The 15,536-nt window shown below is 70.0% G+C and carries 16 protein-coding genes; 7 read left to right on the forward strand and 9 right to left on the reverse strand.

Annotated features, from left to right (window positions below; translation table 11 throughout):
* Window positions 1-60: 60 nt before the first annotated feature.
* On the forward strand, window positions 61-1,164 hold the full coding sequence (locus ACVDFE_RS04145; RefSeq protein WP_360385270.1) for a LacI family DNA-binding transcriptional regulator: 1,104 nt from the start codon (window positions 61-63) through the stop codon (window positions 1,162-1,164).
* Between the two features lie 7 nt (window positions 1,165-1,171).
* Here the strand turns inward: ACVDFE_RS04145 and ACVDFE_RS04150 are convergent, their stop codons facing one another.
* Complete coding sequence (locus ACVDFE_RS04150) at window positions 1,172-1,843, reverse strand: hypothetical protein (RefSeq protein ID WP_458429620.1); 672 nt, start codon at window positions 1,841-1,843, stop codon at window positions 1,172-1,174.
* A gap of 150 nt (window positions 1,844-1,993) precedes the next feature.
* On the opposite strand from ACVDFE_RS04150, the gene ACVDFE_RS04155 reads away from it, so the two are divergent.
* From ACVDFE_RS04155 to ACVDFE_RS04165, 3 genes are all read left to right on the forward strand, one after another.
* Complete coding sequence (locus ACVDFE_RS04155; RefSeq protein WP_458429621.1) at window positions 1,994-2,506, forward strand: beta-class carbonic anhydrase; 513 nt, start codon at window positions 1,994-1,996, stop codon at window positions 2,504-2,506.
* A 244-nt stretch (window positions 2,507-2,750) separates the two neighbouring features.
* A complete protein-coding gene (locus ACVDFE_RS04160) occupies window positions 2,751-3,620 on the forward strand; it encodes an A/G-specific adenine glycosylase (RefSeq protein ID WP_458429622.1) in 870 nt (289 codons plus the stop codon).
* Window positions 3,620-4,129, forward strand: a complete 510-nt coding sequence (locus ACVDFE_RS04165; RefSeq protein ID WP_458429623.1) for a 2'-5' RNA ligase family protein — start codon at window positions 3,620-3,622, stop codon at window positions 4,127-4,129. Before ACVDFE_RS04160 ends, ACVDFE_RS04165 begins: the two co-directional genes overlap by 1 nt.
* On the opposite strand, the gene ACVDFE_RS04170 is transcribed toward ACVDFE_RS04165, so the two are convergent.
* Complete coding sequence (locus tag ACVDFE_RS04170) at window positions 4,078-4,824, reverse strand: alpha/beta fold hydrolase (protein ID WP_360385260.1); 747 nt, start codon at window positions 4,822-4,824, stop codon at window positions 4,078-4,080. The two genes, ACVDFE_RS04165 and ACVDFE_RS04170, sit on opposite strands and share 52 nt — an antisense overlap.
* A 15-nt stretch (window positions 4,825-4,839) precedes the next feature.
* Between ACVDFE_RS04170 and ACVDFE_RS04175 the strand changes: the two genes are divergently transcribed.
* The 3 genes from ACVDFE_RS04175 to ACVDFE_RS04185 are packed head-to-tail and all read left to right on the forward strand — an operon-like array spanning window position 4,840 to window position 7,434.
* Window positions 4,840-6,297, forward strand: a complete 1,458-nt coding sequence (locus tag ACVDFE_RS04175) for a M1 family metallopeptidase (protein ID WP_458429624.1) — start codon at window positions 4,840-4,842, stop codon at window positions 6,295-6,297.
* A gap of 10 nt (window positions 6,298-6,307) precedes the next feature.
* A complete protein-coding gene (locus ACVDFE_RS04180) occupies window positions 6,308-6,619 on the forward strand; it encodes an antibiotic biosynthesis monooxygenase family protein (RefSeq protein ID WP_360385256.1) in 312 nt (103 codons plus the stop codon).
* A 5-nt stretch (window positions 6,620-6,624) separates the two neighbouring features.
* The gene (locus ACVDFE_RS04185) at window positions 6,625-7,434 is read left to right on the forward strand and encodes an SIR2 family NAD-dependent protein deacylase (RefSeq protein WP_458429625.1); all 810 of its coding nucleotides are present in this window, start codon (window positions 6,625-6,627) and stop codon (window positions 7,432-7,434) included.
* Here ACVDFE_RS04185 and ACVDFE_RS04190 read toward each other — a convergent pair.
* The 7 genes from ACVDFE_RS04190 to ACVDFE_RS04220 all read right to left on the reverse strand — a co-directional run bounded on the left by ACVDFE_RS04190 (window position 7,394) and on the right by ACVDFE_RS04220 (window position 15,356).
* A complete protein-coding gene (locus ACVDFE_RS04190) occupies window positions 7,394-8,485 on the reverse strand; it encodes a hypothetical protein (RefSeq protein ID WP_458429626.1) in 1,092 nt (363 codons plus the stop codon). The two genes, ACVDFE_RS04185 and ACVDFE_RS04190, sit on opposite strands and share 41 nt — an antisense overlap.
* Before the next feature lie 23 nt (window positions 8,486-8,508).
* Entirely contained in the window at window positions 8,509-9,486 is a 978-nt protein-coding gene (locus ACVDFE_RS04195) for an endonuclease/exonuclease/phosphatase family protein (RefSeq protein WP_458429627.1), read from the reverse strand.
* Between the two features lie 147 nt (window positions 9,487-9,633).
* Window positions 9,634-10,425, reverse strand: a complete 792-nt coding sequence (locus ACVDFE_RS04200) for a hypothetical protein (protein WP_458429628.1) — start codon at window positions 10,423-10,425, stop codon at window positions 9,634-9,636.
* A 22-nt stretch (window positions 10,426-10,447) separates the two neighbouring features.
* On the reverse strand, window positions 10,448-11,584 hold the full coding sequence (locus ACVDFE_RS04205; RefSeq protein ID WP_458429629.1) for a hypothetical protein: 1,137 nt from the start codon (window positions 11,582-11,584) through the stop codon (window positions 10,448-10,450).
* 7 nt (window positions 11,585-11,591) lie between these two features.
* Complete coding sequence (locus ACVDFE_RS04210; RefSeq protein WP_360385244.1) at window positions 11,592-11,912, reverse strand: WXG100 family type VII secretion target; 321 nt, start codon at window positions 11,910-11,912, stop codon at window positions 11,592-11,594.
* Window positions 11,909-12,544, reverse strand: coding sequence for a YbaB/EbfC family nucleoid-associated protein (locus ACVDFE_RS04215; protein ID WP_458429630.1), 636 nt, complete (start codon window positions 12,542-12,544; stop codon window positions 11,909-11,911). The genes ACVDFE_RS04210 and ACVDFE_RS04215 overlap by 4 nt, the downstream gene beginning before the upstream one ends.
* Window positions 12,545-12,791: 247 nt before the next feature.
* Window positions 12,792-15,356 carry an ATP-dependent Clp protease ATP-binding subunit gene (locus ACVDFE_RS04220; RefSeq protein WP_360385242.1) on the reverse strand — a complete coding sequence of 855 codons (2,565 nt, stop codon included), beginning with the start codon at window positions 15,354-15,356 and terminating at the stop codon, window positions 12,792-12,794.
* Window positions 15,357-15,536: the final 180 nt, after the last annotated feature.

Below are 15,536 nucleotides of genomic sequence, written 5' to 3' on the forward strand. Positions count from 1 at the left end.
TTTGAGGGACGCCGGTCACCCTGACTTCACGAATTGGTTCTGAACCGTTACGGTCCTTTCATGGCGCGGTCTATGCATGTGCGACGTCCTGCGACGCTGGCCTCCCTGGCCGCTGAGCTGGGCGTTTCCCGGACAACGGTGTCCAACGCGTACAACCGTCCCGACCAGCTCTCCCCCGAGCTGCGTCGCCGGGTGTTGGACACGGCCCGAAGGCTGGGTTACCCCGGCCCGGATCCTGTGGCGCGCTCGTTGCGCACCCGCAAGGCGGGGGCGGTGGGCCTGCTGCTCACCGAGAACCTCTCCTACGCCTTCCGCGACCCCGCGGCGATCGGCTTCCTCGAAGGCCTCGCGCTGGCGTGCGAGGACGCGGGTACGGGCCTTCTGCTGGTGCCCGCCAACCCCGAACGCGAGGACGTCGCGTCCGTCCACCGCGCCGGCGTCGACGGCTTCGTCGTCTACTCGGTGCCCGACGACGACCCGCACCTCGCGGCCGTGCTGGAGCGGCCGGTGCCCACGGTGGTCTGCGACCAGCCCGACCTCGGCACCGTCGACCGCGTCGGCATCGACGACCGTGGGGCGATGTACGAGCTCGCGCAGCACCTGATCTCGTTGGGGCACCGCAGGATCGGCGTCGTGTGCATGCGCCTGGCCCGCGACCGCAACGACGGGTTCGTGACGCCGGACCGCCAGCACGCCGCGCACTTCCACGTGCAGCGCAACCGCCTCTCCGGTCTCGCCGAGGCGTTCAGCGAGGCCGGTGTCGACTGGTCGCAGGTGCCGGTGGTCGAGCGGTTCGACCACAACCCCTCGTCCGGTGCCTCCGGTGCCGCCCAGGTGCTCGACCGGGACCCGCAGGTCACGGCGTTGATCTGCACCTCGGACGTGCTGGCGCTGGGTGCCATGACCGAGGCGGCCCGGCGCGGGCTGCGGGTGCCGCACGACCTCACGGTCACCGGGTTCGACGGGATTCGCGGGGCCGAGGAGGCCGGGCTGACGACCGTGCGCCAGCCGGTGCTGGAGAAGGGGCGGGCGGCGGGCAAGCTGCTGCTCGACGCCAACGAGCGGTCCCGGCCGCGGTCGGTGAACCTCGCGACCGAGCTGATGATCGGCAACACGTCGGGCCCGCCGCGGGGCGGGGCGGAGGAGCGCTGGTTCGGCCCGTGAGCCGGGCCTAGTTCCCCAGCCGGAACACGGTGGGCTGGCTGGACTTCCCGGCCAGCTTCGCCACCAGCAGGTAGTCGCCGGCGCCCAGCCGGGTGTGCGGTCCGCACCCCGGCTGCGAGGTCGAGGCGGCCCACTTCGTGCCGAAGTTGAAGACCTCCTTCGGTGCCAGCACCCGCACCTCCCTGCCCGTCGCGGCGAGGCAGTGGTTGCTCGACCACAGCACCGTGTGCCCGTCGGCGGTCAGCACGGTCAGCTCGCGGTGCTCGCGGCCGATGTCCTTGATGCACGGCGCCGGACCGTTGTTGACCACGTCCATCGACAGTTCCGGCTGGTCACCGCCGCTGTAGACCGGTTTGTCGACCTTCGCGACCACCACGACCGCGTCGTCGGGACACGGCTGCGGCGGGCCGGGCGGCGGAGGCGGCGCGGCTGTCGGGGTGCTCACCGCGGGCGGCGGGGTCGTCGAGGAGGACGCCGCACCGGCCTCCGACATCGTCGGCGGTGGCGTGGAGGCCGAGGCGGCCGCGGCGTTGGTGGGCTGCGCCCGCTGGTCGGGGCCGGAGCCGAAGAGGCCGACGATCCAGATCACGAGCAGCAGCGTGACCAGTGCCGCGCCGATCGCGGCGATGCGGCGGCGCCAGTACACCGAGGACGAGAGTGGTGCTGTGGGCTCGATCACGGCCCGAACGTAGCGGGGTGACGTGGAATCCAGGCGTAGGCGAGCGTCGCTCGATCCGGTGAACGTGATATTGCCGGAAAGCCCTTGTGAACGCGCGCTCGCTGAAGTTCCATCGAGCGGGGGTCCGCCGGTAGGCCATGGAGGGTAGTCATGACCGCGATCGACGAACTGCTCAAGCGGAACTACGAGCTCGGGAACGTGGTTCCCGGAGACCGTTCCTCCGCGCGGCCGTCCCTGCAGGTGGCGATCCTGACCTGCATGGACTCGCGCATCCGGGTGTTCGAGATCTTCGGGTTGAAGCAGGGCGAGGCGCACGTGCTGCGCAACGCGGGCGGCGTCGTCACCGACGACATGATCCGCTCGCTGGCGCTGAGCCAGCGCAAGCTCGGCACGCGTGAGGTGCTGCTGGTGCACCACACGAACTGCGGCCTCGAGATGGTCACCGAGGACGACTTCAAGGACGAGCTGGAGTCCGACACCGGTCTGCGGCCGACCTGGGCCGTGGAGGCGTTCAAGGTCGTCGAGCAGAGCGTGCGCGGGTCGATGGCCCGCCTGCGGCGCAGCCCGTTCATCCCGCACACCGACAAGGTCCGCGGGTTCGTCTACGACGTGCACACCGGCGAGCTGCGCGAGGTCGACGCCGCGGAGACCGCCGCCGCCTGACCCCGCCGCCACCTGACCTCGTGCCACGCGGGGCCCCCGCGTGACATCCAGGGGAATGCGGGACTCCCGCGTGACATCCAGGGGAACGCGGGCCCCCCGCGTGACATCCAGGGGAATGCGGGACTCCCGCGTGACATCCAGGGGAACGCGGGCCCCCCGCGTGACATCCAGTGGCACGCGGGGAGCCTTCGTGCACCACGAGAGTACGAAAGCTCCCCGCGTGCGTTTGCGACAATGGCGGGCGATGAATCACGAGTTGCTGCTGGGCTGGTGGGACACCGCCGCCCGCGACCTGCCGTGGCGCCGACCCGACTGCACCGCCTGGGGTGTGCTGATCAGCGAGATCATGCTGCAGCAGACGCCGGTGAGCCGCGTGGAACCGATCTGGCACGAGTGGCTGGCGAAGTGGCCGGTCCCGAGTGCGATGGCCGCGTCGTCGCAGGGCGAGGTGCTGCGGATGTGGGGCAAGCTCGGCTACCCGAGGCGCGCGCTGCGGTTGCACGAGGCGGCCACGGCCATCGCGCGCGACCACGGCGACGTGGTGCCGTCGGACATCGAGACGCTGGAGTCGTTGCCGGGCATCGGCAGCTACACGGCTCGTGCGGTGGCGACGTTCGCGTACGGGCAGAAGTGCGCCGTCGTGGACACGAACGTCCGCCGGGTCGTCGCGCGCGCTGTGCACGGTGCCGGTGACGCGGGTCCGCCGTCGACCAAGCGAGACCTGCGGGACGTCGAGGCGATCCTGCCCGAGGACCGGGACGACGCCGCCGTGTTCAGCGCCGCCCTGATGGAGCTCGGCGCGTTGATCTGCACGGCGAAGAACCAGAAGTGCGCCGACTGCCCGCTGTACGCGGAGTGCGCGTGGCAGCTGGCCGGGCGGCCCGCCTACGCCGGGCCGGAGAAGAAGGTGCAGAAGTTCGCCGGCACCGACCGGCAGGTGCGGGGCAAGCTGCTCGACGTGCTGCGCGGCGCACCCGGCCCGGTGCCCAAGATCCAGCTCGACCTCGTCTGGAACAACGTCACGCAGCGGGAGAAGTGCCTGGTCTCGCTGCTGGACGACGGCCTGGTCGAGCAGACCCGCGACGGCCTGTTCGCGCTGCCGGGAGAGCACTGATGCACGCGCTGGTGGCGTTCTTCGACGACGACGCGGACAAGAAGGTTCGCGACCTGCAACGACGCATCGGCGTAACACCCGGCTTCCCACCGCACCTCACTTACGCGGCGGCGACGACCATCGGCCAGAAGGTGCGCAAGGAGCTGCGCGAGGACCTCGAACGGCTCTGGCTGCCGGACCTGTGGCTGCACCACCTGGGCACGTTCGCCGCGGTCGACAACGTGCTGATGCTCGCCGCCGTCGTCGACGCCGAGCTGCTGGCCGTCCACTCGGCGATCCACGACGTGCTGGCCGGCAACGTGAAGAACCCCAGCGCCTACTACCTGCCGGGCAACTGGGTCCCCCACTGCACGCTCGTGCACGGTGTCGGCGAAGCGGCGATCCGGGCGGCGTTCGCCGAGGTGTTCCCGGTCGAGCCGATCCGCGCGAAGGTCCGCGAGGTGTCGGTCGTGGACACTCAGACCGGTGAGGTCGACGTGCTCAAGAAGGCCTCCACGGCACCGCGGTAGACCCACGGAGCGGTGGCGTGCACCAGGTGCCCTGCTTCGGGGACGTGGAGGTACTGCCCGCCGCACGACCGCGCCGCCGCCGCCATCTGCCCTGGCAGCTGCCCGCCCTGGCCCGCCTCGATGACGAGCGACGGGCAGCGGACGGCCGCGATCTGGTCCCAGTACGCCCGCGTGCCCCACTCGGCGGCGATCTCGTAGAGGTCGTCCATCGCCGCGATCAGGTGCCAGCCGTCCTCGCGTTCCTCGAAGTACTCGGCGAACACCGGCGCGCCGAAGAACGACGTCACGTGCGCGAGCGACTGGAACGGCACCGGCCAGGCGTCGAAGAACCACTTCCACTCGTCGGTCGTGCGGCCCCTGTTGTCCGGGGCGAAGTCCTCGACCACAATCGCGCTGACCAGGTCAGGACGGGCCGCCGCGAGACACCACGCGTGCAGCCCGCCCATGGAGTGCCCGATCACGACGGCGGGTGCGAGATCGAGCCGCTCGATCGCCGCCGCGGCGTCGGCGACGAAGTCCTCGGTGCGGTAGGGGCCCCGCTGCGGGTTTCGGCCGTGCCCCCGCGCGTCGATCCCGACCACGCGGCCGTGCGGTGTGAGCCACTGCGCGACCGGCCACCAGGCCGTGGCCCTGCTCATCAGGCCGTGCAACAGCAGGACGCCCCGCCCCGTTCCGCCGAACTCCACCACCGACACAGGGATGATTAACGCATGAAGGCCCGTCCGTACCTCGTCGCCCTCGTGCTGGTCGTGCTCGTCGCCGGTCTGCTGGTCGTGTTCCGCACACCCGGCGGTGACCCCGCGCAGCAGCAGCAGCGCCAGGACACGTCACCGCAGGCCGCGGTGGAGGCGGGCGCCGGTGCGGGCGACCCCTACTACCCGGCGGACGGCAACAGCGGCTACGACGTGCGGCTCTACGACCTCGCGATCACCTACGACCCCGGCTCGCAGCGGCTCGACGGCGTCGCGACGATCACCGCGACCGCGACGGACGACCTGGCCAGGTTCAACCTCGACCTGGAGGGCCTCGACGTCAGCGGGGTCGAGGTCGGCGGTCGGCCCGCGAAGTTCGCGCGGGAGGGCGACCACGAGCTCGTGATCACGCCGTCCGCCCCGGTCGCGAAGGGCGGGCAGTTCGTCACCGCCGTCACCTACGGCGGCAAGCCGACCACGATCAACGACGCTTCCCTGGGCCGCAGCGGCTGGCAGGTCTCGTCCACCGGTGGCGCGTTCGCCGCGGGCCAGCCGCACTCGGCGACGACGTGGTTCCCCGCCAACGACACCCCGCGCGACAAGGCCGCGCTGAAGGTCGCCGCCCGCGTGCCGGACGGCTGGTCGGTCGTGTCGAACGGCCTGGAGGGCGAGGTGACGAAGGACGGCGGCTGGTCCACGTTCCGCTGGCAGGAGGACACGCCGCTGGCGACGTACCTGGTCACGGTGGCCATCGACAGGTGGGAGATCGTCCGCTCGCAGCTGCCCGGCGGCACCCCGGTGGTCGACGCCTACGCACCCGGCACGTCCGCGCAGAAGAAGCCGGTCCAGGCGCGGCTGCCGGAGGTCCTCGCGCTGCTGGAGTCGAAGTTCGGCCCGTACCCGCAGCGCGCGGCCGGCAGCATCTGGGTCGCCGACCAGATCGGGTTCTCGCTGGAGACCCAGACCCGGCCGATCTACGCGGCCTGGGCGGACCTGGAGACCGTCGTGCACGAGAACGCCCACCAGTGGTTCGGCGACTCGGTGACGTTGCGGAGCTGGGCGGACATCTGCCTGAACGAGTGCCTGGCGTCGTACTCGCAGTGGCTGTGGGCCGAGCACGAGGGCGAGGACCTCGACGACCGCTACCGCCGCGAGCTGGAGCAGAAGCGCGGCAGCACCCGGTTCTGGTCGCCGAAGCTCTACGACATGGGCCAGGGCAACGAGTTCCGCGGCGTCTACGACAAGGGCATCTTCGCGCTGCACGCGCTGCGCAGGCAGGTCGGTGACGACGTGTTCTTCCCGGCGCTGCGCTCGTGGACCGCGCAGCACCGCGACGGCAACGCGTCCTGGCCGCAGTTCGAGGACCACGTCGCGAAGGCGTCCGGGCAGCAGCTCGACGGGTTCTTCCAGGCGTGGTTCCACGACTCGGGCATTCCGGGTGATCAGTACCTGCTGCCCGGCGTACTCCGCCGCTAGTGTGGGTGGCATGGCAGTCGTGAAGATCAACGCGATCAAGGTTCCCGAGGGCAACGGCCCCGAGCTCGAGAAGCGCTTCGCCGCCCGCCTCGGCGCGGTCGACGAGCAGCCGGGGTTCCTCGGCTTCGAGCTGCTGCGGCCGGTCGCGGGCGAGGACCGCTACTTCGTCGTCACGCACTGGGAGACGCACGAGGACTTCGTCGCGTGGCGCGACGGGCAGGCCGGTGCCGCCGCGCACTCCGGTGAGCGCGCGCGTCCCGTGTCGTCCGGTGCCGACCTGCTGGAGTTCGAGGTCGTGCTCGGGAGCAAGCCCAAGCAGTGACCGCGGTGGACAGCGCCTCCGTCGAGAGAGCCGCTGAGCTGGTCGCCGGCGCGGACGCGGTGCTCGTCTGCGCCGGTGCCGGCATCGGCGTGGACTCCGGGCTGCCCGACTTCCGCGGCACCGAGGGGTTCTGGCGGGCCTACCCGCCGTACGAGCGGCTCGGGCTGCGGTTCGAGGAGCTCGCCGACCCGGCGCACTTCGCCGACGACCCCGCGCTCGCGTGGGGGTTCTACGGCCACCGGCTCGCGCTGTACCGCAACACCGTGCCGCACGAGGGTTTCGCGATCCTGCGGTCGTGGGGTGCGCGCGTCTTCACGTCCAATGTGGACGGCCAGTTCCAGCGGGCCGGGTTCACCGACGTCGCCGAGGTGCACGGGTCGATCCACCACGCGCAGTGCGTGGAACCGTGCTGCGACGACGTCTGGGAGTGCTCGTTCGACGTCGAGGTCGACCCGGAGTCGATGCGCGCGCTCGACCCGTTGCCGACGTGCCCGAACTGCGGCGGGCTGGCCAGGCCCAACATCCTGATGTTCGGCGACTGGGGCTGGGTGCCGCACCGCAGCCAGGCGCAGCTCGACGCGCTCGCGCGGTGGCGGCGGGAGCAGCGGCGGCTGGTGGTGGTCGAGATCGGTGCGGGCACCGCGGTGCCGACCGTGCGGCGGCAGGCCGAACTGGCCAGTGCCGCCTCCGGTGCGCTGGTCAGGATCAACCCGCGCGAGCCGGAGGTCAGGCACGGCCGGGGCGTCTCGTTGCCGATGAACGCCCTCGAAGCCCTCACGGCAGTTCGCGACTCAATCGGTCGAGGGTCGCGATGACCTCCTGCTGGGTGCCCACGGCCGCGTAGGCCTCCAGTGCGGCGTGCCGCTGCCCGGTGGTCTTGAACGTCACCTCGACCGTGTACGAGCCGCCCCACGCGGTGTACTCGTTCGGCTCGACGCTCGCCTGGTAGGCGTAGGCCGTGCCCTGCGGGAACCGGCTGCGCTGCCAGTACAGGCCCAGGCAGTGCTCACCGCCCTCGGTGCAGCGCAGCAGCGGGCGGTTCTTGTGGTCCCAGTCGTCCACGAACGGCACCGCCCCGCCGTCGACGTAGGTGTACTGGCGGGTGAAGTCCTTCAGCGTGTACGCGACGACCGTCGTGTAGACCTCGCCGAGGTGCGCCGCCGGTTCCGCGTCCTCGACGTGCAGGCCGGCGCCGAGCCGGATGACGTTGTCCCGCACGTCCACGTCCGGGTTGAGCCAGTACCGCGACAGCCCGAGCGGCATCGGGTTGACCGCCTCACCGGCGACGGGAGCGGGGTCCTGGTAGTGCGCCGGGTCGCACGAGTCGAACTTGCTGCGCTCCCCCAGCGGCACGTACATCGCGAGCCGGCTCGCGGCGGCGTAGCTGGTGGGTCCGGTCTTCTCGAACCGGGTGAGCGCGCTGGTGGAGGGGCCGTGGAACGGCGGCGGCTCGTCGTGGTCGTCCTTCTGGCTGCCGGCCTGGGTCGGGTTGTAGCACTCGGTGGTGTGCGGCCGGCCGTCACTTTGACCGAGCTTCGCGACCGACGGGCGGACGGCCCACTGCAACGCCGACCCGTGGCCGCCGCTGCCGATGTACTCCCGGCCGCCGTGGCGCACCGAGGCGATGGCACCGGCCAGCGCCGTCGAGGCCGTGACGGACACCCGGTCCGTCGCGATGGTGACGTCGGCGAAGGTGCGGTCCCAGTTCTGCTTGGACGCGCACTGCGTCTTGTAGAGCAACGCGAAGTCGTAGTGCTCCTGGACGCGCATGTCGAACGGGTCGGGAGCCTGGCAGCTGACGGTCTCCTCGGCCTGAGCGGGCGCGAGCAAGCCCCCCAGCAGAGCCGCGGTGGCGAGGATCTTCATGCCGTCGTTGTACCGACAACCCGCTAGCGCGGTACAACGAACTGTGCAACCAGGGCGCGGTGGTCGCTGCCCGGGACGTCGAACACGTCCACGGTGTCGACGGGACACCGCGGGTCCACCAGGACGTGGTCGATCGTGACCGGCGGTGGCCAGATGCCGCTCTGGCTGGGCCACGTGTGCACCAGCCCCTTGCCGACCTGGTCGGCGGCGTCGACGTAGCCCTTGTTGAGCAACCGCGTCATGCCGACGTGGTCCAGCGTGGCGTTGAAGTCGCCCGCGAGCACCCGCATCGAGCCGGTGGAGTCGGGGCTCGGCAGCCCGGCCAGCTCGCGCTGCCACGGCTCCGGCCCCTCGTCGACCACCGGTGGCAGCGGGTGCACCGACACCACCTCGATGTCCTGCGCACCCGGCAGGTCGACCAGTGCCCCTGCCTGCCGCAACGTGCCCGGCGGCGTGAGGTCGCGCCGGGTGAGCGGGAACCGGGACGCGATGCCGGAGCCCGACCCGCCCGGTTCCGGGATGAGGACCTGGTTCGGCAGCACCTGGTCGAGCCCGGCGCGTTGGAGGTCCTGCACCATCGCGGGCGACAGCTCCTGCATCGCGAGCACGTCGATCCGGCGGGCCTTGACCTGCGCGACCACGAACTCGGCGTCCGCCTGGCCCACCAGGAGGTTCGACGTCATCAGCCGGACCTCCTGCCCGACCACGTTCGGCCGCGGGTCCGAGAACGCCCGCGGCACCACGTTCGCGACCAGCACGACGGCCACCAACGTCATCGTCAGCCCCACGACCCACCGCTTGCGGAACAACGCGAACAACCCGATGACCAACCCCGCCACCGTGATGTACGGCGTCAGCGCCGTCGTGGCGATCATGTATCGGGTGCCGTCGATGCCCAGCAGCCGCACCAACGCCGCCGCCACGAACGCGACGGCGCAGATGACCAGCACGAACGTGGTGAAGCCGTTCCTGGGCTGCCTGAGCTCGATCCGGGTGTCCACGTTCGGGGGACGGCCGGTGGCACGGTTGCGTTGCCTCGCGGAACTGTCAGGCCCCTCGTGCATCCTGATCTCAACACCAACTCTCAGGGGGACGAACGGGAGCCGAGGACTGGATGCTCTTCTGCGCATCCGACGACGTCGGTGTGCTCATGCGGCAGAAGCGGGGTTCCTCGGTCTCACACCCGGAAAGCGCTGCAGCAGACCGGTTATCGCGTCGACCTCCTGCAGCAGGCGCTCGGGGTCGATCTGGCCGGGCAGCACCGAGTAGGCGATGCCGCCCTCCAGCGTCAGGTTGTGGAAGTCGTCCGCACCGGCCTCGGCGAGCAACCGCTGCACCACCTCCGGGACGAACATCGCGGCCGCTCGGTGCGGGTCACCGGTGAGGGCTGCGAAAGCCCGGTCCAGGCCCGCGGGAAGCGTCAGTTCACGCCATTCCCGGGACCCACCGTCCGCGACCGGTCGAGGCGCCTCACCAGCCCAGTTCCGCGCCCCTTCGCCCCCACCCGGGGAGCGGACCACCAGCTTCAGCGGCGGGAGCTCGGACGTGGCCACCTCGACACGGCGTTCGTGATGGGTGTTCGCGACGTCGGCGTTGGTCGGGTCCTGCAGCTCGATCGACGCCTCGGTCACCCGGATGCGCCACCCGTGTCGTTCGAAGTCCAACGCGTGCTCGAACCGCGAGTCGGAAACGCGTCCCAGCCAGGCGATCACGTTGCCGTACTCGTGGGCGAACGGGCGGAGGAGCCCGGCGGACCAGGCGCTCACGTCCTCGCCCGGACCCGACGCGGTCCCGCCCATCATCGCCGCGAACCTGGCCAGGTCGGCGGCGTGGTCGGCGGCTTCCCTCCTGGCGACCCGCCACCTCCACCAGAACATCAGCGCCAGCAGCACCACCAAGATCAGGACGAACAGCCCGAGCTTGAGCTCCCACGGTTTCATGCGTCCAGCTCCCCCAGCGTGGTCAGAGGTCCAGGTAGCCCTGGATCCGGTGCTTCGGTTCGTCTGTGCCGATCTGGTCGTTCTCGGCTGCCTTCTCCACCGCGGCGATGTTGCGCAAGCCCTTCTCGTGCGACGGGTTGACCTGGGCCAGCGCCTCACCACCCACGGCCTCCACCATCGACTTGCCGAAACCGTGCTTCATCCGCTCCCCCACGTCGCCCTTGGAGCTGTTGAGCTTGTCGCCCCACTGCCGGTGCACCGCGAACGGGCTGAGGCGCTCCAGGTTCTTGTCGGCGGTCGCGACACCGGCCTTCTTGTCCGCCATGGACTTCTGGAACGCGGTCCGCACGTTCTTGAGGCGGCTGCCCACGTTGCGCAGGAACTCCATGATCTTCTGCAGGAACTGGCGCAGCTTGGCCACGATGCGCGACACCCGCCCGGCGGTGGACGCGACACGCACACCGGTGGCCGCACCTGCCGCCGCGGTGGAGGCACCGAAGCTGGGTACTGCGGCGGCGAGCGCCGGAATCCAGATGAGGATCAACCAGGTGATCAGCTCGGTGAGGATCGCCTTGATGATGTCCTCGATGATCTGCATGATCATGCTGGAGATCGTCAGCATCTGGGCGAGCTCGCCGGCTTGGCCCGCGACACCGCTGATGCCACTCGCGAACTCACCCAGCCTGGTCGCGGCCATGTCGGCCGTTTCCCCGCCCCAGGTCTGCACGGAGCTGGACAGGTCCTCGTCGAAGTTCTCCCGCAGGGTGGCGACACCCTGGGCGATGGCACCGAAGTTGTCGGCGGCCTGCGACAGCGCCGGGCCGTCGCCGCTGACGAAGTGGATCGCATCCTCCAGCGGCTGGACCACGCTGATGAGGAAGTTCAACCCCTGACCGACCAGCCAGCCGATCGGGTCCATCGCAATGCCCTGCGCCGCCGAGCCGACCGAGCTGAGCAGCGCGCTGCCCTCGGACGCCAGCGTGCTCGCGCCACCGGCCTCGCCACGCTTCTCGAACGCCTCGGACGTCTTGAGGTAGCTGCCGACGAACGGCGTCGCCTCGAGTGCTTTCTCACCCGTGGTCTTCTCGCCGACGGTGATCTCGACGCTGCCGGTCAGGTTCTGCGCGCCCTCGCTGACGTTCGAGGTTTCTTCCGCCATGCCGCGCCTACCCCCTGTCGATCTCGACCTGGAGCCCGTCGAAGATCTGCATCAACGCGTCCTCCTGGTCCTGGTAGCCCTGCGCGGTGCCGCGGAACTTGTCGGCGCCCGACTGCAAACCGTTCTGCATGTCCTTGAACAGCTCGTTCAGGTCGTTCAGCATCTGCGTGTACTCGTCCTTGACGAACAGGCCGATCACGCCCCACGACTTGCCGCCCACGTCTGACTGGCCGACCAGACCGGCGAGCTCGCTCGCGGCGCTGCGGTAACCGTCGAGCTTCCCGGCGAACGCGGTCAGCTCGGCCGGGTTGACGTCGAAGCCGCTCATCGTCCGTCCTCATCGTCGTACAGGTTGAGGTAGCCGCCGCCCTGCTTCGGTGGCGCCGGCGGAGGTGGTTGCTGCGAGCGGGACTGCCACGAGTCCTCGCGCAGCACGTTCTGGTCGGAGAAGTCCTCCGGGGACTCCCGCGCAGGCCGGCGTTGTGGCGGTGGTGGCGGCTGCCGGACCTGTCCCGCCTGCGGCACGGGCGGCGGAACCGGCGCGCGCGGCGGCACGGGCGGTGCGGGAGGAGTCGGCTGGGGCGGCTGCTGGGCCGCGGCCGCGTCCTGCTCGGCGGTGGCGCGGACGAGGTCCTCCTTGGACATGCCGAAGAGCTGCGCCTGGGTTTCCAGCACCTGGTCCTTGAGGTGCATGTCGTCGCCCAGCGCGCCTTCGACGATGCCCGCCTGCCGGCGGGCTGCCTCGGCGACGGCCTTCTGCAGCGTGGACATCAGTTCGGCGGCCAGTGCGTGCGGTGGGCGGCGCATGGCCAGGTCGGTGAGGCGGATGTCCCTGATGGACCCCGACGGGCCGGCCACGACGGTGACCGCCCTGTCCGCCGAGGTGGCGACGGCTTCCAGCTCGGTGAGCTGCTGCTGCATCTCGCCGATGCCGGCGAACTGCTGGTCCACGCGGTGCATCTGGGCCTGGAACCGCTCGAACTGAGCGACAAGCTGATCAAACTCGGCCGACACTGCCGTGACGCTCCTCAACACTCTCGGGTCAGCGGTGCTCAGCAGTCTGGCAGCGGCCGCACACCGAGGCGGCGAAACGGGCAAATCCACGCGGTCGAGTGACCGCGGCCACCGGCTCCGAACGCGAACCGGCCCCCAGGCGGTGTGCCTGGGGGCCGGTTCGGGTCGTGCCGGTCGTGCTAGTGGTGCTCGGTCACTCGTTCTCGGCGGCCGGCGCGTCCTGCTGCTCGGTGGCAGCGGCGGAGGCGGTCAGGTCGACCGGGGGCGAGTCCGGCACGCGGGTGGGCTTGGCCTCGCCGCGGAACACGAACTTCGCCTTGTCGTGCTGGTCCGACTCGCCGTCCCAGCCCTCGACGTCGGTGATGATGATCTGGCCCGGCTGGATCTCGCCGAACAGGATCTTCTCCGACAGGGTGTCCTCGATCTCGCGCTGGATCGTCCTGCGCAGCGGGCGGGCGCCCAGCACCGGGTCGAAGCCGCGCTTGGCCAGCAGGGACTTGGCCCTGTCGGTCAGCTCGATCGCCATGTCCTTGTTCTTCAGCTGCGTCTCGACGCGGGCGATCATCAGGTCCACCATCTTGATGATCTCGTCCTGAGTCAGCTGGTGGAAGACGATGATGTCGTCGATGCGGTTGAGGAACTCGGGCCGGAAGTGCTTCTTCAGCTCGTCGTTGACCTTGTTCTTCATGCGCTCGTAGTTGGACGCGGTGTCCTGACCCGAGGTGAAGCCGAGGCCGACGGCCTTGCTGATGTCCGACGTGCCCAGGTTCGACGTGAAGATGATGACGGTGTTCTTGAAGTCCACCGTCCGGCCCTGACCGTCGGTCAGGCGGCCGTCCTCCAGCACCTGGAGCAGCGTGTTGTAGACCTCCTGGTGGGCCTTCTCGATCTCGTCGAAGAGCACGACGGAGAACGGCTTGCGGCGCACCTTCTCGGTGAGCTGGCCGCCCTCTTCGTAGCCGACGTAACCGGGAGGGGCACCGAAGAGCCGCGACGCGGTGTACCGGTCGTGGAACTCGCCCATGTCGATCTGGATGAGCGCGTCGTCCTCGCCGAACAGGAAGTTCGCGAGCGCCTTCGAGAGCTCGGTCTTACCGACACCGGACGGGCCGGCGAAGATGAACGAGCCGGAGGGGCGCTTCGGGTCCTTCAGGCCGGCGCGGGTGCGGCGGATCGCCTGCGACACGGCCTTGACCGCGTCGACCTGGCCGATGATCCGCTTGTGCAGCTCGTCCTCCATGCGGAGCAGACGCGTGGTCTCCTCCTCGGTGAGCTTGAACACCGGGATGCCGGTCCAGTTGGCGAGGACCTCGGCGATCTGCTCGTCGTCGACCTCCGCGACGACGTCCAGGTCACCGTCCTTCCACTGCTTCTCCCGCTCGGCCTTCTGGCCCAGGAGCTGCTTCTCCGCGTCCCGCAGCTTGGCGGCGCGCTCGAAGTCCTGCGCGTCGATCGCGGACTCCTTGTCGCGACGCACGTCCGCGATCTTCTCGTCGAACTCGCGCAGGTCCGGCGGCGCGGTCATCCGGCGGATGCGCATGCGGGCGCCCGCCTCGTCGATGAGGTCGATCGCCTTGTCCGGCAGGAACCGGTCGTTGATGTACCGGTCGGCCAGCGTGGCGGCGGCGACGAGCGCGGAGTCGGTGATGGAGACGCGGTGGTGCGCCTCGTACCGGTCGCGCAGGCCCTTGAGGATCTCGATGGTGTGCTCGAGCGACGGCTCGCCCACCTGGATCGGCTGGAAGCGGCGCTCCAGCGCGGGGTCCTTCTCGACGTGCTTGCGGTACTCGTCGAGCGTGGTGGCACCGATCGTCTGCAGCTCACCGCGGGCCAGCATCGGCTTGAGGATGCTCGCCGCGTCGATCGCGCCCTCGGCGGCACCCGCGCCGACGAGCGTGTGGATCTCGTCGATGAACAGGATGATGTCGCCGCGCGTGCGGATCTCCTTGAGGACCTTCTTCAGGCGCTCTTCGAAGTCACCGCGGTAGCGCGAGCCCGCGACCAGCGAGCCGAGGTCGAGCGTGTAGAGCTGCTTGTCCTTGAGCGTCTCGGGCACCTCGCCCTTGACGACCATCTGCGCCAGGCCCTCGACGACGGCCGTCTTGCCGACGCCGGGCTCGCCGATGAGGACCGGGTTGTTCTTGGTGCGGCGGGACAGCACCTGCATGACCCGCTCGATCTCCTTGGTGCGCCCGATCACCGGGTCGAGCTTGCCCTCACGGGCCGAAGCCGTGAGGTTGCGCCCGAACTGGTCGAGGACCAGGGACGACGACGGGGTGCCCTCGCCGCGGCCAGGGGCCTCCGACGAGCCCTTCTCCGTCGAGTAGCCGGACAGCAGCTGCAGCACCTGCTGCCGCACCCTGTTGAGGTCGGCGCCCAGCTTCACGAGGACCTGCGCAGCAACGCCCTCGCCCTCGCGGATCAGGCCGAGCAGGATGTGCTCGGTGCCGATGTAGTTGTGTCCGAGCTGCAGCGCCTCGCGCAGCGACAGCTCCAGGACCTTCTTCGCGCGTGGGGTGAAGGGGATGTGTCCACTCGGGGCCTGCTGGCCCTGGCCGATGATCTCCTCGACCTGCTGGCGGACGCCCTCCAGCGCGATCCCCAACGACTCGAGCGCCTTGGCGGCGACACCTTCACCCTCGTGGATCAGACCCAGGAGGATGTGCTCGGTGCCGATGTAGTTGTGGTTGAGCATCCGTGCCTCTTCTTGGGCAAGGACAACCACCCGCCTCGCGCGGTCGGTGAACCTTTCGAACATTCGCACTCCCTGACTGCTGCGTCGGCGGTCCTCGGCTCCACCGATCTACCCTGGTGAGCGCGGCACCGTGGCTCCACTGTAGTGGGCGGTACCGAGGCCTGTGGTTCCCGTCAGCGGACAGTCGCGTCCGTGGAACTCTGACATCAGCATCAACGCAGGTCGGGCCCAGCGGATTCCACA

Source organism: Lentzea chajnantorensis, assembly GCF_054300775.1.